This is a genomic window from Bacillus altitudinis (assembly GCF_001191605.1).
GTDB lineage: Bacteria > Bacillota > Bacilli > Bacillales > Bacillaceae > Bacillus > Bacillus altitudinis.
In genome coordinates this window covers 3,137,908-3,159,102 of the sequence record NZ_CP009108.1, presented here as the reverse complement: position 1 = coordinate 3,159,102, position 21,195 = coordinate 3,137,908, and the positions used below count along the sequence as shown (strand labels likewise).

The following is a 21,195-nucleotide window of genomic DNA, read 5'->3' as shown; positions in this document are numbered from 1 at the left end:
GCATTACTCCTCTTCTTGCTTTTTTTTCCAGATTTGATAATCTAAAAATTCACGAAATTGCTTTTTCGAAACCCCTGATGTCATTGCATCTCGAACTAGTTTTTCCCATTCACTATCTAATTGACCATCGTATTCGGTTTCATCATTTTCGTTTAACAGTGTATGAACCGAGACGTCCAGAACAGCGGAGACTTTTTCAAGAAATTGAATGGAGGGGTTTGTTTGCAAGTTTCTTTCTATTGAACTTAAATAAGACTTCGCTACCCCAGCCTTTTCGGCCAGTTCTGATAGTGAGTAGCCTTTTTCATTGCGGTATTGTTTAATACGCTGGCCAATCAATGTCATCACCTTCCTTTCGATATTATAGCACATTCAGAAAGGTTTGATAGAATGACTTCTTGCCATAGGGGGAGACTCAGAGGACTTTTTGCGTGATTTGAGAAAATGACGGACTTCTTCAACTGTTAGTCCTGCTTTGCGCGCTTCGCGTAATAATTGAACCCATTCACTGTCTAATAACTTCGTTTTCTTTTCCATACAAATACCCTCCTAAAATACTGAATCGTGTATTTCAGGCACTTAACGCATGAAATGGAAAAACACAGGTGATAAGACCTCATAGATTGCTTGCGTCATGTTTCCGCCCAATACAAACAGACAAACGTTGCTTTTGATTGATCGAAAATTTGATATCACATGAAAGGGAGGGAGACTCGCTAAGTCAGCCTCCTCTTTTTTGCTGTAAGTAAAAAAGTCCGCCATTTTCAATCGTAAGACTGATTTTTGGTTCGTATAAAGTTTTAAGTGCTTGTCTTTCTATTTCATATTCTACAGATGTGTCTGAAGTCCCTTCATAAAATTGGTTTAAAAGTTTCGAGTCTTCTTTCCACTTTTGAACAGCTCTTACCGCCCAATCATCCGGCTCTTCATTGGCATAACGTTCCATCAGGCTGTAAAGCCGTTTGACGCCGCTCTCTGGCTTAATCATCGTACTCATTGTGAAGCAATAATCAGGAATTTGAGACGATAGCTCACGTGCTTCTAGCTTCTCTTGAAATTGTTCGATGACTTCTCCGCGTATTAGATGAAGTCCAAGAGACAGCAGTTTATCTTTTTTACGGTCTGCCAGATAGGATATTTTGACATTGAGACCAAGCCACGGCTCCAGTGCGATCTGGCTGTTTGTGAGCGGTCTGACTTTTTCGTACAGCCGAATAAAACGGCCTTGCTGTTTCACAGCCTCGAATATTTGGAATAAACGAGGGGAGCCGAAGTGGACAAATTCTCCTTCGACCGAGTCATCAGCTTTTTTTTGATCGGTGATCAAAGTCAATTGCCGCGGCTCAGGTACGCCTCCCGTTTTTTCGAGCCAATGCCAATAAAAAGGGCGGTTCATGATCAATTTATCCATTTCGATTGTCAGTTGTACGGTCAGGTGCCCTGCACTTTCTTCAAGTATGTCGCATTGATTTGCCTGAAAGAAACGGAGAAGAAATGTGTGAATCTCGCGCTGCTCCATTGGTCAACTCTCCTTTATGAACCTTGCTGTCTTTCTTCTAAAAGCGGTGTTTGTGCTTCTGTTAAATAGGAAGCAAATTGGGTTAATTTCTTTTTCATGTCTACGTCAGACTCGTGCTGGAAGAGAATTTGATGCAATTCTGTTTCAGCATCTTGGATATCAATTCGGGTTAAAATATCATCTAGATCGCCAATGACGTTTTCAAACAGCTGAATTTTTTCATATAAAAGTTTTAAAATATGTTCTTCGACTGTCCCGCTAGTTGCCATATTGTAAATGTGGACATCCCGCTCTTGACCGAGCCGGTGAATACGTCCAATTCTTTGTTCCAAGCGCATTGGGTTCCACGGAAGGTCGTAGTTGATGATTTGGTTGCAAAACTGAAGGTTGATCCCCTCGCCGCCTGCTTCTGTCGCGATGAGCACTTTCGCCCGCTCTCTAAATAAATCTTTCATCCAGTCTTTTTTACTCCGTTTAAACCCGCCTCGAAAAGGAACCGAACTGATGCCGTTTTGCTGGAGAAACCATTGTAAATAAATTTGTGTCGCACGGTATTCAGTGAAGATAATGACTTTTTCATTTAATTGCTGAATGAGTTTAACGACTTCAAGTGCTTTAGAATTTTGTTCTACCTGGTTGATTTTCTCCATGATGTGCATCATCGCAGAAGCGCCTAGAATGTGTTTTTCCTCTTCTTGCATTTTTTTAATGGTCATATAGACGGCCTCACGGCTCGAACAGCATTCTCGTTCTAAGGTCATAATTGAAAACATGTGCTTCGTATAGGAAGGGTTTTCTTTTAACTTGCAAATTTCATCATATAGTGCTTGTTCTGTTGGGGAGAAATCAATAGAAATTGTCTTCACATGACGCTTTGACCACTCGATGCCAGTGTCTTGTCTCCGGTTCCGAATCATGACTTTATTGACTAACTGTTTTAGCCGGTCATGGTCTTCAAGTTGAAGGTCTTTTTTGGCAAAGAGGTCTTTAAATTGTGTTTCATTACCTAAATGGCCTGGCTTCAACAGAGAGACGAGATTAAAAATTTCTCCTATCCGATTTTGGATAGGTGTGGCTGTGAGCAGTAGGCAGAACTTTTTATTCAAATTTCTCACAAACTCATAGTTTTTCGTTTTATTGTTTTTCAGTTTGTGTGCTTCATCAATAATGACCATATCGTAGGAGATGGATAAGATCGTGTCTCGATGCGGCTGTCTTTTGGCTGTATCAATTGAGGAAACCACAACATCGCACTGCTCCCACACATAGCTCTTCTTTTGCTCGACAGCATCTATGTAAAATTTCGTCCGCAGTTCTTGTACCCATTGAGACACAAGGGAGGCGGGTACGAGAATGAGAATCTTTTTGGCAAGTCCGCGAATCATGTATTCTTTGATAATCAGTCCTGCTTCAACGGTTTTTCCAAGACCCACTTCATCTGCTAAAATGGCTTTCCCATTCATCTCTTCTACGACTCTTCTAGCGACTTCGAGCTGGTGTTTTAAAGGAGTAAATGCAGGCAGGTGCGCAGGTGCTTGCAGTCCTTCAAATGAATCAATGGCTGTCACTTTTTGTACCTGTGCTGCTAAACGGTACATATCCCAATTCGCCCAGGGACCGTCTGCTGTAAGCCGCTTTTGAAATTCACTTGCCCATTTTTGATCAAAGATCGTTTGAATATTCAATGTGACCGCCTGCCTTTCTGGTAGAGTGATGATAAAATCGTTCTGTTTTTAAACGCTTCATTTTTTGATAGCGATTTAAAAGATGTTATATATCAATAAAAGCGAACGATAATGAATGATTATTTTGAAAATGTTAATGATTTTTCTGTTGCTCTTCATCCATTTCTAATGGTAGGATGTTGGTAAGTGATCTAGAGAATAAGTCACCCATTTTGATAGTATGTCCAATAAAGGTGAAGAATATGAGCGGATGATGGTATGGGGAGAGACCTAGCGGTTATTTTGCACTGACAGGCGCCGAAGGAGCAAGCTGAATTGGTTCAGTGAATCTCTCAGGCAAAAGTACTCTTACCGGACGCAACTCTGGAGAGTGTTTGCGCAGCGATTTTTAGCAAACCACCAAAGGGGAAAACGCACAATGATGTTGTGCTGTAAACTTTCAGGTGCAAGGACAGAGACTTCTTTTTGATAAAAGGGAGCGCTCTGTCCTTTTTTGCTGTGATTTTTTTCTGAAAATTCAGCTTGTAATGTGCACTGTAAGAAAAAAGGGGGAAACGATTGATGTTGAAACGAACACCGCTTTTTCATGCGTATGAAACGTTTGGCGCAAAAACCATTGACTTCGGGGGCTGGGAATTACCTGTCCAATTTTCTTCCATTAAAGAAGAACATGAAGCTGTTCGAACAAAAGCAGGGCTGTTTGACGTGTCTCACATGGGTGAGGTGGAAGTCACAGGTCAGGGAGCTCTTCCTTTTTTACAAAGGTTATTAACCAATGATCTGTCAAAGCTGACAGACGGTAAGGCACTATATACAGCCATGTGTTATGAAGATGGCGGAACGGTGGATGATCTGCTCGTCTACCAAAAAGAAAAGAACAACTATTTGCTTGTGATCAATGCTTCAAATATTGAAAAAGATGTGGATTGGCTGCTGAAACATCAAGGTGAGGAAGACGTTTCGATTAAAAATGTCTCTGATCAAACCGCCTTGTTAGCCCTTCAAGGACCTCTTGCTGCTGACATCATCAAAGATGTTGCGGATGAAGAGGTAACGTCATTGAAGCCATTTACGTTTTTATCAAAAGCAATCATTGCGCAAAAAGAGGTGCTTGTATCAAGAACCGGCTACACAGGAGAAGATGGCTTTGAAATCTACTGCCAGTCAGAAGATGCTGTTCACCTTTGGACCGCTTTATTAGAAGCCGGACAGCCGAAAGGACTGATTCCATGTGGACTCGGTGCACGTGACACCTTAAGATTTGAAGCAAGACTTCCGCTTTATGGCCAAGAGCTCACGAAGGATATTTCTCCTTTAGAAGGCGGCATTGGTTTTGCTGTTAAAACGGATAAAGAAGCAGATTTTATCGGAAAAGATGCACTTAAAAAACAAAAAGAAGAAGGACCGAAGCGAAAGCTTGTCGGGATTGAAATGATAGATAAGGGGATTCCGCGGACAGACTATCCAGTCTTCTCAGGAGATAAGCAGATTGGTGTAGTCACAACCGGTACACAATCTCCAACATTAAAGAAAAATATTGGGCTTGCCTTGATTGAAACATCAGAGGCGCAGCTTGGGACAGAAGTGGAAGTGCAAGTTCGTAAAAAACGTCTAAAAGCCAAAATCGTCGCCACACCATTTTATAAAAGAGCCAAATAACGAGGAGGAATAGAGGATGAAGCACAGGTATTTGCCGCAAACAGAGCAAGATCAAAAAGAAATGCTGGATGTCATCGGTGTTCAGTCAATTGATGAGCTTTTCTCAGATATCCCAGAGAAAGTCAGATTCAAAGGTGCGTACAACATTAAAGAAGCCGCATCAGAAACAGAGCTAGTGCGGGAATTGTCTCGTCTTGCTGCAAAAAATAAAGATACAGTGGCTTATGCCTCGTTTTTAGGTGCTGGTGTGTATGATCATTACCAGCCTGTGATTGTCGATCATGTGATTTCACGTTCTGAATTTTATACAGCGTACACACCTTATCAGCCTGAAATTTCTCAAGGTGAATTGCAAGCAATCTTTGAATTTCAAACAATGATTGCTGAGCTGACCGGTATGGATCTTGCCAACTCCTCGATGTATGATGGCGGAACGGCATTAGCTGAAGCGGCGATGCTGGCTGCAGGACATACAAAAAAGAAAAAGATTGTGGTATCTGAGACGGTTCATCCTGAATCAAGAGCGGTGCTGAAAACATATGCGAAAGGACAGCATATTGAAGTCGTCGAGGTACCTGCGCGAAAAGGTCAGACCGATCTAGCTGCATTAGAAGAAGCCGTCTGCGACGAAACAGCAGCGGTCCTTGTACAATACCCAAACTTCTTCGGTGTTGTCGAACCGTTAAAAGACATTGAACCGATTGCACATAAAGGGAAAAGTCTGTTCATCGTCTCAAGTAACCCACTTGCACTTGGTTTACTGACACCACCAGGAAAGCTTGGGGCAGATATTGTCGTTGGTGATGCGCAGCCGTTTGGCATTCCAGCTGCATTTGGCGGACCTCATTGTGGATATTTCGCTGTGACGAAAAAATTAATGCGGAAAGTGCCGGGGCGTTTAGTCGGGCAAACAGAAGACGAGAACGGTGTGCGAGGATTTGTGCTGACCCTTCAAGCGCGCGAGCAGCATATCCGAAGAGACAAAGCGACTTCAAATATTTGTTCAAACCAAGCATTAAATGCGTTAGCCGCTTCTGTTGCGATGACGGCGCTTGGGAAAACAGGTATCAAAGACATTGCCTATCAAAACGTACAAAAGGCCCATTATGCCAAGACGCAGGCAGAAAAACATGGGTTACAGGCTGAAATAGAGGGCGCTCATTTTAATGAATTTGTGTTGAAACTGAATGAACCTGTGAAAGAAGCGAATGAGCGATTGCTTGAAAAAGGAATCATCGGTGGATATGACTTGGGACGGGATTATCCAGAGCTTCAGCAGCATATGCTCGTCGCTGTGACAGAACTAAGAACAAAAGAAGAAATTGATACGTTCATCAAGGAATTGGGGGATCGTCATGAATAAACAAGATCAGCCGCTTATTTTTGAATTATCCAAAGAAGGAAGAATTGGTTACAGCCTGCCTGATTTAGACGTACCTGAGGAGAAGCTCCCAGATTTATTTGATGAAACGTATATCCGCCATGAAGATGCGGAGCTGCCAGAGGTTTCTGAACTGGACATTATGCGTCACTACACAGCATTATCTAGGCGTAATCACGGGGTCGATTCTGGCTTTTATCCTCTAGGCTCTTGTACTATGAAATATAATCCAAAGATTAACGAAAAGGTGGCACGTCTTGCAGGTTTCTCGCATGTGCATCCACTTCAAGAGGCAGACACTGTGCAAGGTGCATTAGAGTTACTTTATGATTTAGGTGACCATTTAGAAGAAATTACAGGAATGGACGCCGTGACATTACAGCCTGCGGCAGGAGCACATGGCGAATGGACGGGGCTCATGATGATTCGTGCATACCATGAAGCAAGAGGAGATCATAAACGAACAAAAGTCATCGTGCCTGATTCTGCTCATGGAACAAATCCCGCATCTGCAACAGTAGCTGGATTTGAAACGATTACGGTGGCATCTAATGAACATGGGCTTGTCGATTTAGACGACCTGCGCCGTGTTGTCAATGAAGAAACGGCGGCTCTCATGCTCACAAATCCAAATACACTTGGCCTTTTTGAAGAAAATATTTTAGAAATGGCTGAAATCGTCCACGGAGCAGGCGGGAAGCTTTATTATGATGGAGCGAACTTAAATGCCGTATTAAGCAGAGCAAGACCGGGGGATATGGGATTTGATGTGGTTCACTTAAATCTTCATAAAACCTTTACAGGTCCACACGGAGGAGGAGGCCCTGGTTCAGGTCCAGTTGGCGTGAAAAAGGATTTGATTCCATATTTGCCAAAGCCAGTGCTTGTGAAGAAAGATGATCGTTATTTCTTTGATTACGATCGTCCAGAATCCATCGGCCGTGTGAAACCGTTCTATGGCAACTTTGGCATCAATGTCAGAGCGTATGCGTATATCCGCTCTATGGGACCAGACGGCTTAAAGGCTGTAACTGATCATGCGGTGTTGAATGCAAACTATATGATGCGCCGCTTATGTGCTCATTATGATTTGCCATTTGACCGCCACTGTAAGCATGAATTTGTCCTTTCAGGTAAACGTCAAAAGAAACTAGGTGTGCGGACACTTGATATTGCCAAACGATTACTTGATTTTGGCTATCATCCGCCAACAATTTACTTCCCGCTAAATGTAGAGGAATGTATCATGATTGAACCAACTGAAACAGAATCAAAAGAAACCCTTGATGCATTTATTGAAGCGATGATTCAAATCGCAAAAGAAGCGGAAGAGAACCCAGAAATCGTACAGGAAGCACCACATACAACCGTTGTGAAACGAATGGATGAAACAAAGGCAGCACGGAATCCAGTGCTAGTTTTTGAAAGAAAATAAAAAGACTCATGGGGGCAATAGCTCCCAGAGTCTTTTTTGTTAGTTCTTTGTTTTAATGCGGCCGCCCCATTTTTTAAAGCCGCCCTTTAAATTATAAATCTCACGACAGCCATTTTTACGTAACGTTTGAGCAGCCTTTCCGCTTCTCAAATTATTTTGGCAATAGAGATAAACAGGCTTGTCAGGGCGTATTTCATTTTTGCGCTGCTTTAATTGTGAAAGGGGAATGTTTCTTGCGCCTAAAATATGTCCACCTTCAAACTCATTTGGTTCTCTCACATCAATGAGTTGGGCTTTGCGGTAACCTTTGATAAATTCTGCTTCCGTCAGCGTTTTCATAATGCGCTGCTGATAAATGTAACTGCCGATGGAATAAAGAACGAAAAGTCCACAAAGTGAGAGGACGATATAGTTGAATATTGGCAATACGACTCGACTCCTTCTTGAGCATCAGCACAGTCACCTGTCTGATGGTACGTTTTAGACAAATACTATTATAGTAAAGCAAAAGAAACTTGTCATCATAAATGGTAAGAATTATTTTCAATTCCTTCCCTATTTGATAGACTGATGAAGAGAGAAAATCGGTGGTCACCACCATCATCTAACATTGACTACGTAAAAGAGAAGGGATTTTATATGCAAAAAGAGAAATGGTGTTTCATTGATACAGGAAACCAAGACCCTGCCTTTAACATGGCCATGGACGAAGCCTTGCTTTATTGGCATAGTGAGAAGCTGATCCCGCCTGTGATCCGTTTTTATGGTTGGAATCCAGCGACATTATCTGTTGGATATTTTCAACATGTTGAAAAAGAAATCAACATGGAAGCGGTTGAGCGCTATGGTCTTGGATTTGTCCGCAGGCCTACAGGAGGCCGCGGCGTTCTTCATGATCAGGAATTGACCTACAGTGTGATCGTATCAGAAGAGCATCCAGAGATGCCGGCGACGGTGACAGAGGCATACCGCGTCATTTCAGAAGGGATTTTAGAGGGCTTTAAAGAACTGGGACTCGATGCGTATTTTGCTATTCCTCGTACAGAAAAAGAAAAAGAAAGCTTAAAAAATCCAAGATCGTCTGTATGTTTTGATGCGCCTTCATGGTACGAGCTTGTTGTAGAAGGCAGAAAAGTAGCAGGCAGTGCGCAAACAAGACAAAAAGGTGTGATCCTCCAGCATGGCTCGATTTTAATTGATCTTGATGAGGATAAATTGTTTGATTTATTTCTTTATCCAAACGATCGGGTGAGAGAGCGGATGCAGCGCAGCTTTAAAAACAAAGCGGTGGCGATCAATGAAATTTCAGATCGAACATGTACGATAGACGATGCGCGTGTTGCATTTAAACGAGGATTTGAAAAAGGATTAAATATCGAGCTTGTGCCTTATGAGCTGACAGATGAAGAGTTGGCATTTGTTCATCACCTCGCCAAAACGAAATACGCCACAGATGATTGGAATTACAAGCGTTAAGACGAAGGACTCTTCTTGTTTTTTAATGGGCGATGGTGTAGAATTGTTATGATTATTAAGTAAAGGTGCATTTTGGAGGGGTTTTATGACTACACCTAGTATGGAAGATTATATTGAACAAATTTATATGCTGATAGAAGAAAAAGGATATGCAAGAGTATCTGATATTGCAGAAGCCCTCGCTGTCCATCCCTCCTCTGTAACAAAAATGGTTCAGAAGCTAGATAAAGATGAATACCTCATTTATGAGAAATATCGTGGTCTAATTTTAACCCCGAAAGGCAAAAAAATTGGAAAACGTCTCGTATACAGACATGAACTGCTAGAGCAATTTTTAAGAATCATTGGTGTAGATGAAGAGAAAATTTATGATGATGTAGAAGGTATTGAGCATCATCTCAGCTGGAACAGCATTGACCGTATTGGCGACCTCGTCCAATTCTTTGAAGAAAACGATGAGCGATCTGTTCAGCTGAAAGCGATTCAAAAGAAAAACGAACAAACAAATCAAGAATCTTAAGAAAAAGGACACCTGTCGAAGGGTGTCCTTTTAAATTGTTGACAAAGGGGTAAAATGTACTTTATTTTAGCTCTTTGTCTTCTTTTCAGCGTGAAAGAAAACCTTTGCAGTCTAGGAAGGACGAGCATCGGAGCGGAGCGAATTTGACATTCGTAAGCACCGGAGCGCAGGACTGACACCGAATGCGAGGGTTTGTCTACACGCTGAAAGGACACCCTTAGCATGGGTGTCCTTTTTGAATATAGTTCTAATGAAAGGCAATTGCTCCTACACTATTAATAGTGTGACAGAAAAGGGGGCTCCTTGATGAAGATAGATGGTGTGTTCTCAGGTGGAGGCATTAAGGGTGCAGCACTTGCAGGCGCCTATGAAGCGCTTGAAGCAAGAGGGTTTCAATTTGTCCGTCTCGCTGGAACAAGTGCGGGAGCGATCATTGCTTCACTCATCGCAGCGGGTTTTACGAGTCAGGAGATTCGGGAGCTGTTAGACGAAATGGATGAGCATCAATTGCTTGATCGAAGGTGTCAATTCATCCCGTTTAAAATGCTCAGATGGGTGTCTATTTATTGGCGTCTTGGCCTTTACAAAGGTGACCGTCTAGAAAAATGGCTGACAGACGTGTTAAAACGAAAAGGCGTCACCGTATTCGGTGATCTGAAAAAAGATACGCTCAAAATCGTCGCTTCTGATTTAACAAATGGCAAAATCCTCGTCCTTCCAGATGACCTTCCTTCCTATGGGTTAAATCCAGAACGGTTTTCTGTTGCCAGAGCCATTCGGATGAGCTGCAGTCTGCCGTATTTTTTCGAACCTGTCAAACTGAGGTCTTCAAAAGGAATTTGTACCATAGTAGATGGCGGCGTGCTCAGCAACTTTCCGATTTGGCTTTTTGCTGAAGAGAAAAAAAGACCGTTTGTCGGTGTCACATTAACCCCAAACGAAAAAGAACGCCCTCAACATTCCATCCGCAATGCGTTTGAACTGTTTGGCGCTCTATTTGAAACGATGCGTGGTGCTCATGACGAAAGACATATTGCCACAAAACACGAACGTCATATTATTTTTATTCCTGTAGAACACGTCATTGCCACTGATTTTCAGCTGATGACAGAAAAGAAAAAGGCGCTCGTCGATCTAGGCAGACAGAAGGCCGAGCAATTTTTAAAGAGCTGGACATTTTAAAATAAGGCGCGATTTTTCTTTTTGTTTTTCTTGCCTTCAATGACTGTCAAATGTGTTTGGCTTTTCTTTTTGAGAAGGACGGGCTTAGACTTGTGGTCAGTCGGCACGCTTCGCAAATGAGTGACCCGGTTTTTCATCTGGCTTTTCGTTTTTGGTTTAGGCTGCTGGTAGCGACGTTTTGATTGTTTGACTGCTTTACGATAAAGATTTCCTTCTGTTCCAGTTCTTCGATTCATCAGCCATCTAAATAAGAAAAATAGAACCGCTCCAACGATCACAACTGATAGCAGCATTGTAAAAAGTCTGCTTGGATTCGTTGTGAGTAAATACACAAATCCCAAAACACCTAAAGCGAAAATAATGGTAAAAGCAGGATGTACTCGGCGATTCATAACTGTCCACCTCCGAAAGAATTTACCGGATTTATAAACTAGATCACTTGATGAGCAGAATCTGATGCTTGTTTCGCAGATGCTTCCTCTAAACGAAGAAGTTCATTAAAACTTGCAATGGCTACCTCGACTTGATCATCAGAGGGTTCTTTTGTTGTGAGCAATTGCAGCCAAAGGCCAGGATAGCCAAGCACTTTAAGCACTGGCACGTCACGGAGTTTGTTTGTGAGCTGAAGCACTTCAAATGAAATGCCCAGAACAACCGGAATAAGCGCCAAGCGATTCAGAACTCTCACCCATAAAGGATCTGTCGGTACGAGTAAATAGACGAACATGCCGACAATGACAGTGAATAAAATAAAGCTGCTGCCGCATCGATAATGCAGGCGAGATTGGCTTTGGACATTTTCCACTGTGATGTCAAGATTCTGTTCATAGCAGTTTATGACTTTATGTTCTGCCCCATGATATTGAAATACCCTTTTAATTAAAGGGGTCATGGAAATAAAGTAAATATAGCCTAATAACAGGATCAATTTAAAGAATGTTTCCACTGCAATTTGTGCGAAGTTTCCAGAAAACACCGGACGCACAAGTTCAGCTAAAAAGACAGGCACTAAAGTAAAGACAAATTTACTAAAAAGAAGAGAGAGAACTCCGATCACAGCAATGCCAAAGATCATTGATAATTTCGAGCTTTTTTGTTCTTTTTCAAGAGAATGATCTTCAGAAGGATCTAAGTCATAGCGCTCGCTGGAGAAGTTTAAGTGCTTACTGCCGTTTGCGCTTGCTTCAACAAGTGCAGCAACACCCCTGACAAAAGGGATTTTCTTAAGAAAGGCGGTTCGTTTATTGGAGGTCCGGGGAAGCTTTAAAAACTCAATCGACTCATCCTTACGCCGAATCGCTGTCACATAGTTCATTTTACCTCCGAACATGACACCTTCCACAACTGCCTGCCCTCCATATGCTGGAGGTTTTGTTTGATTGGACATATTTCATCAACCTGCCTGTTTCCTGTAATTTACATGCATTTCCTTATACCTTTATTGTACAGGAAAAGAGGGGAAATCACTAGCTCACAGGTCGATTATCTACTAGAATTCTATCTACCTCTTTTTAGCCAGTATACCCTGTTATAAAAATTTTACACTCTCGCACGGAAATCCTTTTTTTTCATGACATTTTGGACATACTACTTGCTGGAGGTGTTCATATGAAACGTGATGAAAAGAAAAACCAAGAAGAAAAAAATCAATCAGTACAAACGTCTTCAATGGTGGCAAGGGCAGCAGCCACAGGTTTTGTCGGCGGAGTTTTTTGGGGCTTTATCGGATTTCTGACCCATGTGTTTCATTTTTCAGAGGTGAGTCCAAATATGCTGTTGCAGCCATTTGTGCTTGGTGAATGGAAAAAAGGCGGACTTGGTACATTTATGAGTATTGTACTTTTAGGGATTTTATCTATTGGGGCAGCCTTTATTTATTATGGACTGCTCAAACGGATCAAAGGTTTTTGGATGGGACTGATTTATGGAGGGATTTTGTGGCTGCTTGTTTTTTATGTATTTAATCCTATATTCCCCGATGTGAAGCAAGTGCAAGATTTGCAGCAAAGCACCATTGTGACGACATTTTGCCTATATATTTTATATGGCATGTTTGTCGGATACAGTATTTCATTTGAATACAATGAATTAACGAGTCAGAAGCTTGCAAGGGCACTCGGGAAAAAGACAGAATAAAGTGTAAATCCACCATTCATATGATAAAATTATTTTTGGAAACGAAAGGTTTCTAAGGAAAAAGAAACAGACATCGATATAGAGTGAATTAGGGTGAAGGAGTGGTCATATGCCTCATTTTCTAGTGCTGAATGGGCCCAACTTAAATAGGCTCGGCAAGAGAGAGCCAGGAGTTTATGGAAGTAAAACATTAACAGATTTAGAAACGGATTTGTTTCAGTTTGCAGAAAGAGCAAATATTCAATTGACGTTCTTTCAATCGAATCACGAGGGAGATTTGGTCGATGCGCTCCATGAAGCAGAAGATCAGTACGATGGCGTCGTGTTTAACCCGGGTGCTTTTACCCACTATAGCTATGCACTGAGAGATGCCATTGCAAGTATTACGTTACCTGTCATCGAAGTACATATCACAAATGTTCATAAGAGAGAGGAATTCCGCCATCATTCGGTTCTTGCTCCAGTATGCCAAGGTCAAATCGTTGGACTTGGTTTAGAAGGATATAAATTGGCGATTCGTTATTTAGTCAGTGAAGGGGGAGCAGTATCATGAAACTTGAAAAACTAAGAAAACTTTTAGCCGAATTAGACATAGATGGTTTAGTGATTACGAGCAGCTTTAATTTACATTATATGACGAGTTTTACTGGATCAGCGGGTCTTGCCATCGTTTCAAAGGATCGAGCCGCCTTTATTACGGATTTTCGTTACACAGAGCAAGCCAAGGATCAAGTAAAGGGCTATGACATCATTGAACATAAAGGAAACATTGTGGAAACTGCTGTCCAAACGGCAAACGAATTTGGGGTAAAACGTCTTGGTTTTGAACAAAACCATATGACATTTGCCACCTACCAGCAGTACTCGGGGAAAGCAAGCGGTATCGAGCTTGTTCCAGTCTCAGAATCAGTTGAAAAGTTGCGCTTGATTAAGTCTAATGAAGAGATTAAGATATTAGAGGAAGCTGCGAAGATTGCAGATCATGCCTTTGATCATATTCTCACGTACATCAAGCCGGGCCTGACAGAAATTGCGGTCATGAACGAGCTTGAATTTTTCATGAGAAAAGAAGGGGCAGAAGGATCTTCATTCGATATGATTGTTGCCTCTGGCGTTCGTTCAAGCCTGCCACACGGGAGAGCGAGCGAAAAGGTGATTGAATCTGGTGACTTGGTGACACTGGATTTCGGTGCCTATTATAAAGGCTATTGTTCAGACATGACAAGAACCATTGCTGTAGGAACACCAAGCGACAAATTAAAGGAAATTTATCATATCGTATTAGAAGCAGAAAACGCTGGTGTGGATAAAATCAAGCCAGGCTTAACAGGAAAAGAAGCTGATCGCATCACACGAGACATCATTGAAAAGTATGGCTACGGTCAATACTTCGGGCATTCGACTGGACATGGGCTTGGTATGGAAGTACATGAAGCACCTGGCCTTTCCTCACGCTCAGATGTCGTGTTAGAAGAGGGAATGGTTGTGACAGTTGAACCAGGCATTTACTTGCCGGATGTCGGCGGCGTGAGAATTGAGGATGATATTGTCCTGACAGCTGACGGCAATAAACGATTGACCCACTCACCGAAAGAACTTATCATATTATGATGGTGAAATGTAGGAGGATGACAAAATGATTTCAGTAAACGATTTTCGTACAGGCCTGACAATTGAAGTGGACGGCGGTATTTGGCGTGTAGTGGATTTCCAACACGTAAAACCAGGAAAAGGCGCAGCGTTTGTCCGTTCGAAACTGCGTAACCTGCGTACAGGTGCGATTCAAGAAAAAACATTCCGTGCAGGTGAAAAAGTAGCGAAAGCGCAAATTGAAACAAAAACAATGCAATATTTATATGCAAATGGCGATCAGCATGTATTCATGGATACAAGTTCATACGAACAACTTGAACTAAGCGAAGCGCAAATCAAAGATGAGCTGAAATATTTGCTTGAAAATATGTCGGTTCAAATCGTCATGTACGGTGATGAAACACTTGGAGTAGAACTTCCAAACACTGTAGAACTAGAAGTAGTAGAAACAGAGCCTGGTATTAAAGGTGATACGACATCAGGTGGATCAAAACCTGCAAAAACAGAAACTGGTTTAATCGTGAACGTTCCTTTCTTTGTGAACCAAGGTGATAAACTAGTGATCAATACATCTGACGGTTCATACGTTTCAAGAGCGTAATGAACAGAGAGACTGTAAACCTCGTGTTTACAGTCTCAGCGTGTAGGCAAACCCTCGCATTCTTTGTCAGTCCTGCGCGCTGGTGCTCACGAATGTCAAATTCGCTCCGCGCCAGTACTCGTCCTTCCTAGACTGCAAAGGTTTTCTATCACGCTGAAAAGAAGACAAAGGGCTAAAATCAAGTTCATTTTAGCCCTTTGTCAACTATCTGAGACTGTAAACCTCGTGTTTACAGTCTTTTTTTATTTGAAAAATAGGACGCCTCGTTATGACACCCCTTACTCTATTCTCTCATCCATCTCTCTTCCTTTTGAAAAACAAGACTACTTCTAGCTAGTGAAGCATATAGTGTAAAAAAAGCTGGAGGTTCTATATGAAACAATTTCTCCCGGGTATACACCCATCAGTTGCTGCCATGGCAGGGATGAGGTTTTTATCTGCCGCGATTGAACTGACGGCCGCCATCCTCATTTTAGTGACTAATGATGTGCGTAAAGCGGTTGTCATCAATAGTATATTAGCGATCATCGGGCCGCTCATTTTTATTATCACGATGACGATTGGAATCTATCAAATTGCAGGGCAGTTATCCTATGCGAAGCTTGTGTTTATTTTCATTGGTGTCGTATTTATTCTTGTTGGAATTTATAAGTGAAATGGCTTGGCATAATTAACGGCATACATCATACATTTTAGAGAAGAAAAAAAGGAGGGGAATTCGTTGCGGAGTTTGTTGGATATTCTCCCGCACTCAATTGGACAAGAACTCAGCATGTTAAAAGAAGCAGAGTGGGCGCAAATAGAAGAAATCCGCATTCGCACCGATCGCCCGATTGAGCTGATGCAAGGTGGAAAACCACGCTTTCTTTCCTATCATACAACAGGTGAAGAGGCGGCTCAGCTATTAGGCAGGCTCAGTAATTACAGCATGTACACACTTGAGGAAGAGTTAAAACAGGGCTATATCACCATATCTGGCGGACATCGGGTTGGGCTTGCTGGAAAGGTCATCGTCGAAAATGGATTCGTCAAAGGCTTAAGAGATATTTCTTCATTTAATATTCGCATCGCAAAAGAGAAGATCGGAATTGCTCTGCCGTTTCTCCCTTATTTATATGAAAAACATTGGTGTAACACACTGATTATAGGTCCGCCGCAAACCGGGAAAACGACATTGCTGCGTGATCTAGCACGTCTTGTCAGTACAGGAACAACAACCATTTCTCCTAGAAAAACAGGGATTGTAGATGAACGATCTGAAATCGCAGGTTGTATAAGAGGAGTGCCGCAGCATTCTTTTGGACACCGGATTGATGTACTTGATGCGTGCCCAAAGGCTGAAGGGTTAATGATGATGATCAGGTCCATGAGCCCAGAAGTCATCATTGTCGATGAAATCGGAAAAAGTGAAGATGTACAGGCACTGCTAGAAGCAATCCATGCTGGAGTCACCATTATCGTCTCAGCTCATGGGTATTCTCTTGAAGACTTATCTAAACGGCCATCATTTGAACCGTTATGGCAGCTTCGTGTGTTTGATCGATATGTGGAATTAAATAGAGAAAAAGGGCCTGGCACAATCGGACGGATATTTGACCAAGAGGGACAAGAGCTGAAGAGGAGGCGGGGAGTGGACGTATGTTAAAGCTTATTGGTGCTATTTTCATTGTTGCGGCTACGACATGGGGAGGATTCGAGTTTGCGAAGCGGTACAGTGATCGGCCAAAGCAAATCCGCCAGCTCCGGTTTGCACTCCAATCTCTTGAAGCTGAAATTATGTATGGTCAAACACCTTTAGCTAGAGCCGCTGACCAAATTGCGTCCCAAGTAGGACCGCCTGTGAATCGGCTATTTGAACAATTTGCAGAAAAACTCAACGTTGGAACCTTTTCTGCGAGGCATGCATGGAATGAAAGTCTAGAGGATGTATGGAAAAAAACCGTATTAAAAAAAGGCGAATATGAGGCGCTGAAGCACTTTGGAGAAACCCTTGGTCAGCATGATGTGACGGCTCAGCAAAAATATATCAAGCTAGCTTTAGGCCATTTGGAATCAGAGGAAAAAGAAGCTGAAGTTGCCCAAGCAAAAAATGAAAAAATGGTGAGAAGTCTTGGTTTTCTAAGTGGTTTACTACTGATTCTGTTATTGATGTGAGAGGAAGGGAGTCGAGAGCATGGGCGTTGATGTAAACGTCATTTTCCAAATTGCGGGAGTGGGTATCGTCGTGGCTTTTCTCCATACGATTTTAGATCAAATGGGGAAAAAAGAGTACGCACAGTGGGTGACACTGCTTGGATTTATCTACATTTTATTTATGGTTGCTACCATTGTGGATGATTTGTTTAAGAAGATTAAAGCCGTATTTCTATTTCAAGGATAGGGGAGGGCTTACAAATCGAAATTATTCAAATTGTTGGACTTGGTTTAATCGCTACTTTTCTAGCATTAATCGTCAAAGAACAAAAGCCAACCTTCGCCTTTATGCTTGTTGTGTTTACTGGGTGTGTCATTTTCCTTTATTTAATCGATCAAATCTATGCCATTATCTCCATGATTGAAAAAATTGCAGCAAGTGCAGGCGTCAATATGAAATACGTTGAAACCATTTTGAAAATCATTGGCATTGCCTATATTGCAGAATTTGGTGCCCAGCTCACAAAGGATGCGGGACAAGGCGCCATCGCTTCAAAAATAGAGCTTGGCGGCAAAATTCTTATTTTGGTCATGGCGGTACCGATTTTAACGGTCATCATTGAGACGATCCTAGGTATGATCCCGTCCATGACTTGATGGAAAAGAGGTGATGATGATGAAACGGGTGACAGCTGTGCTAGGGTTTATGATGTTCTTTTGGATGATTGTTCCGTATGCAGGTGCAGAAGAAAGTGTGCCTTTATCAAGTGAAGAACCGGTCGCAGAAGAAGTTGCGGGTGGACAGGCTGATGCCTTAGAGCTTCATTCTATCAGTGACTTTTGGGAAACGATATTGGACGAGTATGGCGGCTTTCTGCCTGAAAGCCAAAAAGGTACAGTGAAGGAAATGATCGATGGCGATAAAGAGCTGTCTCCCCAAACGTGGCTGAAGGCTTTTGTTCATTATCTGTTTCATGAGCTGATTGCCAATGGAAAGCTCTTAGGTACACTTATATTACTCACCATCTTTTGTTCGCTTTTGCAGCTTTTGCAAAATGCGTTTGAGCAAAGCACTGTTAGTAAAGTTGCATACGCTCTTGTTTATATGGTGCTTATCATTATTGCATTAAACAGTTTTCATGTTGCGATCTCTTATGCAACAGAAGCCATTCAAACGATGACTAGTTTTATTCTTGCTCTTATTCCTCTTTTATTAGCACTTATTGCCTCATCAGGCGGGCTTGTCTCAGCCGGATTCTTTCATCCTGTGATTTTGTTTTTAATGAACACGAGCGGTGTTTTTATTCAATATGTCGTTCTTCCGCTTATTTTTTTATCAGCGATATTGAGCATTGTCAGTACGCTGACCGAACAATACAAAGTGACCCAGCTTGCCCAGCTGTTAAGAAATGTCGCCATTGGCGGGCTCGCTGTTTTTTTAACTGTATTCCTCGGCGTCATTTCTGTACAGGGGGCATCTGCTGCTATCACGGATGGCATCGCTCTTCGCACAGCCAAGTTTATTACCGGAAATTTCATCCCTGTCCTTGGCAGAATGTTTACTGATGCGACAGATACCGTTATCAGCGCCTCTGTGCTGCTGAAAAATACGGTTGGCCTTGTAGGCGTCGCCATTTTGATTTCAATTGCGGCTTTCCCAGCGATTAAAGTGCTGTCGCTCGCTCTGATTTATAAATTGGCCGCTGCGATTCTTCAGCCTTTAGGGGGCGGGCCGATTATTAGCTGCCTTGATGTCATTTCAAAAAGTGTTCTTTATATATTTGCTGCATTAGCTGTTGTATCGCTTATGTTCTTTTTAAGCATTACCGTTATCATCACAGCTGGCAACCTCACCATGATGATGAAGTAAGGAGGGGACACCATTTGAGTTTTCTCACAGAATGGATCACAAGTATTATTCTATTTATTTTATTTGCGATTGTGATTGATCTTTTGCTTCCCAATTCAAGCATGCAGAAGTATGCAAAAATGGTCGTCAGCTTACTGTTAATTGTGGTGATGCTCAATCCGATCTTTGCGTTATTCCGGGCAGATCCTGACCAAATTTTCTCAGAAATCATGAAAGGGAAGGACCAAGCGCAATCAGAAGAAATAAAAAATCAGATGAATTTAGAAAAAAAAGAAATACAAGCTTCACAGCGTGCATATATTTTAAAGCAAATGGCTGTCCAACTAGAAAAAAGCGCAAAGGAGCCACTGGAGAAGGAGAGCTATGAAATGAAACACGTAGAAGTGTTGGCAGATGAGGAGCACCTTGATCAGAATATGGAGGCAGATCAATTTCGCATCAAAGCAGTCCTTGTCCCGCTCACAGGTGATGCTGTAGAAACGGTGGCAAAGGTCGACATTGATCTCTCCAGGCAAAAGGAGGAAAGCGCCGGGGCGTCAGCAAAAGAGATGGCGAGGGTGAAAGAGACGCTTGCAGATGTATGGAATACACGGCCTGAACACATTGCGCTGAACATTGAGGGAGGTGACGCAGCAGATCATGAATAACAAAGACTGGAGACAAAAACTGAAATCAATGTTCCAAGCACCTGAAAAAGGTGAAGGGAAACCAAAATTAACGAAGCACCATTACTTACTGCTTGTCTTCATCATCGGCGTGTCATTCATGTTAGTCAGTCAGATTCTGTCACCGCCATCAAGCAAACAAGAGGCTGCTGTTCCTGCGTCTAAAAAAACATCCTCAGAAGAGCAGGCGGTGTTCAAACCATCCTCTTCAGGTAAGTCAAACAACTCGATAGAGGATGTTGAACAAGAATACGAAAATCAGCTAAAAGAGATTTTAGAAACGATCATTGGTGTTGAGGATGTATCCATTGTGGTAAATGTAGACGCAACTTCTTTAAAAGTGTTTGAAAAAAACAAATCCAATAAAAGCACTACGACCGAGGAAACAGACAAAGAAGGCGGCGTGCGAAGTGTCACGGATCAAACAAAAGAAGAAGAGATTGTCATTATTAAAAATGGCAATGAAGAAACACCTGTTGTTGTCCAAACGAAAAAGCCAGACATTCGAGGTGTCCTCGTTGTTGCTCAAGGAGTAGACAACGTTCAAATAAAGAAAACCATCATTGAAGCGGTTACACGAGTGCTTGATGTACCGAGCCATAGAGTGGCTGTTGCCCCTAAAAAAATCAAGGAGGATTCGGAATGATGTTAAAAAAACAAACGGTTTGGCTATTAACGATGCTAAGTTTAGTTGTCGTATTAAGTGTGTACTATATCATGTCTCCACAAGGTGAGAATGCTGTGACAGTAGAAGATACAAAATCAAAAGGAATGGAAGAGAAAAAGGCTGAGCCAGAAAAAGGGACTGACAAAGGAACCGAAAAGAACGCAGAAGAGAAATCAACTGACAAAGAAAGCAATGCGAAACAAGAAGATGTTGAAACAAGTGGAGAAGAAGGAAAGGCTGTTTCAGAGCAGACCGACGATGAACTTTTCACAACCTACAGACTTGAACTGGAAGATAAGCGCAGCAAGCAGCGTGAAGAGTATAACGAAATCGTGTCTAGCGATGATGCAACAGCGCAAGAGAAAAGTGAAGCTTATGATCAAATGACAGCACTTAGTGAGGCAGAAGGAACAGAGCGTCAGCTGGAGACATTAATCAAAACAAAAGGATATAAAGATGCGCTCGTCAGTGCAGAAGGAGATAAAGTGAACATCACGGTTCGTTCTGATAAAAAATCAAAGTCCCAAGCAGCAGATATTATTGATTTGGTCACAAAAGAAATGAGAGGGCTTGATAACGTAGCCGTCACTTTTGAGCCATCGAATCAATAAAAAATGCACAAGCGCCCTTTTCTGAAAAGGGCGTTTTTTCATGCGGGTTGACGCCCTTTTTC

General features: G+C 42.1%; 26 protein-coding genes and 2 riboswitches. Of the genes, 19 read left to right on the top strand and 7 right to left on the bottom strand.

Annotated elements, in window-relative coordinates; genetic code table 11:
• Nucleotides 1-3: 3 nt before the first annotated feature.
• The 4 genes from sinR to ID12_RS15880 all read right to left on the bottom strand — a co-directional run bounded on the left by sinR (nucleotide 4) and on the right by ID12_RS15880 (nucleotide 3,204).
• Entirely contained in the window at nucleotides 4-339 is a 336-nt protein-coding gene (gene sinR, locus ID12_RS15890; protein ID WP_017357978.1) for a transcriptional regulator SinR, read from the bottom strand.
• 33 nt (nucleotides 340-372) lie between these two features.
• Complete coding sequence (locus ID12_RS19140) at nucleotides 373-537, bottom strand: anti-repressor SinI family protein (RefSeq protein WP_080934047.1); 165 nt, start codon at nucleotides 535-537, stop codon at nucleotides 373-375.
• 184 nt (nucleotides 538-721) lie between these two features.
• Nucleotides 722-1,519 carry a YqhG family protein gene (locus ID12_RS15885; RefSeq protein ID WP_035390802.1) on the bottom strand — a complete coding sequence of 266 codons (798 nt, stop codon included), beginning with the start codon at nucleotides 1,517-1,519 and terminating at the stop codon, nucleotides 722-724.
• 14 nt (nucleotides 1,520-1,533) lie between these two features.
• Nucleotides 1,534-3,204, bottom strand: a complete 1,671-nt coding sequence (locus ID12_RS15880; RefSeq protein WP_050827401.1) for a DEAD/DEAH box helicase — start codon at nucleotides 3,202-3,204, stop codon at nucleotides 1,534-1,536.
• A 250-nt stretch (nucleotides 3,205-3,454) separates the two neighbouring features.
• A riboswitch (glycine riboswitch) is annotated at nucleotides 3,455-3,562 on the top strand.
• 3 nt (nucleotides 3,563-3,565) lie between these two features.
• Nucleotides 3,566-3,661, top strand: a riboswitch (glycine riboswitch).
• 104 nt (nucleotides 3,662-3,765) lie between these two features.
• On the opposite strand from ID12_RS15880, the gene gcvT reads away from it, so the two are divergent.
• The 3 genes from gcvT to gcvPB are packed head-to-tail and all read left to right on the top strand — an operon-like array spanning nucleotide 3,766 to nucleotide 7,679.
• On the top strand, nucleotides 3,766-4,863 hold the full coding sequence (gcvT, locus tag ID12_RS15875; RefSeq protein ID WP_019743009.1) for a glycine cleavage system aminomethyltransferase GcvT: 1,098 nt from the start codon (nucleotides 3,766-3,768) through the stop codon (nucleotides 4,861-4,863).
• 16 nt (nucleotides 4,864-4,879) lie between these two features.
• The gene (gcvPA, locus tag ID12_RS15870; protein ID WP_035702787.1) at nucleotides 4,880-6,226 is read left to right on the top strand and encodes an aminomethyl-transferring glycine dehydrogenase subunit GcvPA; all 1,347 of its coding nucleotides are present in this window, start codon (nucleotides 4,880-4,882) and stop codon (nucleotides 6,224-6,226) included.
• Nucleotides 6,219-7,679: an aminomethyl-transferring glycine dehydrogenase subunit GcvPB gene (gene gcvPB / locus ID12_RS15865; RefSeq protein ID WP_017357973.1), complete on the top strand. Its 1,461-nt coding sequence runs from the start codon at nucleotides 6,219-6,221 to the stop codon at nucleotides 7,677-7,679. The genes gcvPA and gcvPB overlap by 8 nt, the downstream gene beginning before the upstream one ends.
• A 39-nt stretch (nucleotides 7,680-7,718) precedes the next feature.
• On the opposite strand, the gene ID12_RS15860 is transcribed toward gcvPB, so the two are convergent.
• Entirely contained in the window at nucleotides 7,719-8,099 is a 381-nt protein-coding gene (locus ID12_RS15860; RefSeq protein WP_024718853.1) for a rhodanese-like domain-containing protein, read from the bottom strand.
• 219 nt (nucleotides 8,100-8,318) lie between these two features.
• Here ID12_RS15860 and ID12_RS15855 point away from each other — a divergent pair, with 219 nt between their 5' ends.
• The 3 genes from ID12_RS15855 to ID12_RS15845 all read left to right on the top strand — a co-directional run bounded on the left by ID12_RS15855 (nucleotide 8,319) and on the right by ID12_RS15845 (nucleotide 10,857).
• Nucleotides 8,319-9,155: a lipoate--protein ligase family protein gene (locus tag ID12_RS15855; protein WP_017357972.1), complete on the top strand. Its 837-nt coding sequence runs from the start codon at nucleotides 8,319-8,321 to the stop codon at nucleotides 9,153-9,155.
• Nucleotides 9,156-9,240: 85 nt separating this feature from the next.
• The gene (gene mntR, locus ID12_RS15850; protein WP_003215946.1) at nucleotides 9,241-9,675 is read left to right on the top strand and encodes a transcriptional regulator MntR; all 435 of its coding nucleotides are present in this window, start codon (nucleotides 9,241-9,243) and stop codon (nucleotides 9,673-9,675) included.
• A 306-nt stretch (nucleotides 9,676-9,981) separates the two neighbouring features.
• Nucleotides 9,982-10,857, top strand: coding sequence for a patatin-like phospholipase family protein (locus tag ID12_RS15845; RefSeq protein ID WP_008342205.1), 876 nt, complete (start codon nucleotides 9,982-9,984; stop codon nucleotides 10,855-10,857).
• Here ID12_RS15845 and ID12_RS15840 read toward each other — a convergent pair.
• Together ID12_RS15840 and ID12_RS15835 are read right to left on the bottom strand one after the other, a co-directional pair.
• Nucleotides 10,854-11,249, bottom strand: a complete 396-nt coding sequence (locus ID12_RS15840) for an SA1362 family protein (protein WP_007501201.1) — start codon at nucleotides 11,247-11,249, stop codon at nucleotides 10,854-10,856. The two genes, ID12_RS15845 and ID12_RS15840, sit on opposite strands and share 4 nt — an antisense overlap.
• A 38-nt stretch (nucleotides 11,250-11,287) precedes the next feature.
• Nucleotides 11,288-12,244 (bottom strand): DUF1385 domain-containing protein, encoded by a 957-nt coding sequence (locus ID12_RS15835; protein WP_017357970.1) that lies wholly within the window; start codon nucleotides 12,242-12,244, stop codon nucleotides 11,288-11,290.
• Between the two features lie 221 nt (nucleotides 12,245-12,465).
• Between ID12_RS15835 and ID12_RS15830 the strand changes: the two genes are divergently transcribed.
• The 13 genes from ID12_RS15830 to ID12_RS15770 all read left to right on the top strand — a co-directional run bounded on the left by ID12_RS15830 (nucleotide 12,466) and on the right by ID12_RS15770 (nucleotide 21,133).
• Complete coding sequence (locus ID12_RS15830; RefSeq protein ID WP_008342207.1) at nucleotides 12,466-12,993, top strand: YqhR family membrane protein; 528 nt, start codon at nucleotides 12,466-12,468, stop codon at nucleotides 12,991-12,993.
• A 109-nt stretch (nucleotides 12,994-13,102) separates the two neighbouring features.
• Nucleotides 13,103-13,546, top strand: coding sequence for a type II 3-dehydroquinate dehydratase (aroQ, locus tag ID12_RS15825; RefSeq protein ID WP_007501195.1), 444 nt, complete (start codon nucleotides 13,103-13,105; stop codon nucleotides 13,544-13,546).
• The gene (locus ID12_RS15820) at nucleotides 13,543-14,604 is read left to right on the top strand and encodes a M24 family metallopeptidase (protein WP_007501193.1); all 1,062 of its coding nucleotides are present in this window, start codon (nucleotides 13,543-13,545) and stop codon (nucleotides 14,602-14,604) included. The genes aroQ and ID12_RS15820 overlap by 4 nt, the downstream gene beginning before the upstream one ends.
• 25 nt (nucleotides 14,605-14,629) lie before the next feature.
• Nucleotides 14,630-15,187: an elongation factor P gene (gene efp / locus ID12_RS15815; RefSeq protein WP_007501192.1), complete on the top strand. Its 558-nt coding sequence runs from the start codon at nucleotides 14,630-14,632 to the stop codon at nucleotides 15,185-15,187.
• Between the two features lie 373 nt (nucleotides 15,188-15,560).
• Nucleotides 15,561-15,842, top strand: coding sequence for a YqhV family protein (locus ID12_RS15810; RefSeq protein WP_017367580.1), 282 nt, complete (start codon nucleotides 15,561-15,563; stop codon nucleotides 15,840-15,842).
• A 66-nt stretch (nucleotides 15,843-15,908) separates the two neighbouring features.
• On the top strand, nucleotides 15,909-16,832 hold the full coding sequence (gene spoIIIAA, locus ID12_RS15805; protein ID WP_035390790.1) for a stage III sporulation protein AA: 924 nt from the start codon (nucleotides 15,909-15,911) through the stop codon (nucleotides 16,830-16,832).
• The gene (gene spoIIIAB / locus ID12_RS15800; RefSeq protein WP_007501189.1) at nucleotides 16,826-17,341 is read left to right on the top strand and encodes a stage III sporulation protein SpoIIIAB; all 516 of its coding nucleotides are present in this window, start codon (nucleotides 16,826-16,828) and stop codon (nucleotides 17,339-17,341) included. The genes spoIIIAA and spoIIIAB overlap by 7 nt, the downstream gene beginning before the upstream one ends.
• Nucleotides 17,342-17,360: 19 nt before the next feature.
• Nucleotides 17,361-17,567, top strand: a complete 207-nt coding sequence (gene spoIIIAC, locus ID12_RS15795; protein WP_003153142.1) for a stage III sporulation protein AC — start codon at nucleotides 17,361-17,363, stop codon at nucleotides 17,565-17,567.
• Nucleotides 17,564-17,977 (top strand): stage III sporulation protein AD, encoded by a 414-nt coding sequence (spoIIIAD, locus tag ID12_RS15790; RefSeq protein ID WP_087978339.1) that lies wholly within the window; start codon nucleotides 17,564-17,566, stop codon nucleotides 17,975-17,977. The genes spoIIIAC and spoIIIAD overlap by 4 nt, the downstream gene beginning before the upstream one ends.
• 19 nt (nucleotides 17,978-17,996) lie before the next feature.
• On the top strand, nucleotides 17,997-19,190 hold the full coding sequence (spoIIIAE, locus tag ID12_RS15785; RefSeq protein WP_017357967.1) for a stage III sporulation protein AE: 1,194 nt from the start codon (nucleotides 17,997-17,999) through the stop codon (nucleotides 19,188-19,190).
• A 14-nt stretch (nucleotides 19,191-19,204) separates the two neighbouring features.
• On the top strand, nucleotides 19,205-19,837 hold the full coding sequence (gene spoIIIAF / locus ID12_RS15780) for a stage III sporulation protein AF (protein WP_007501185.1): 633 nt from the start codon (nucleotides 19,205-19,207) through the stop codon (nucleotides 19,835-19,837).
• Nucleotides 19,838-19,865: 28 nt separating this feature from the next.
• On the top strand, nucleotides 19,866-20,501 hold the full coding sequence (gene spoIIIAG, locus ID12_RS15775; RefSeq protein ID WP_370539206.1) for a stage III sporulation protein AG: 636 nt from the start codon (nucleotides 19,866-19,868) through the stop codon (nucleotides 20,499-20,501).
• Nucleotides 20,501-21,133, top strand: a complete 633-nt coding sequence (locus ID12_RS15770; RefSeq protein WP_164704285.1) for a SpoIIIAH-like family protein — start codon at nucleotides 20,501-20,503, stop codon at nucleotides 21,131-21,133. The genes spoIIIAG and ID12_RS15770 overlap by 1 nt, the downstream gene beginning before the upstream one ends.
• Nucleotides 21,134-21,195 lie beyond the last annotated feature (62 nt).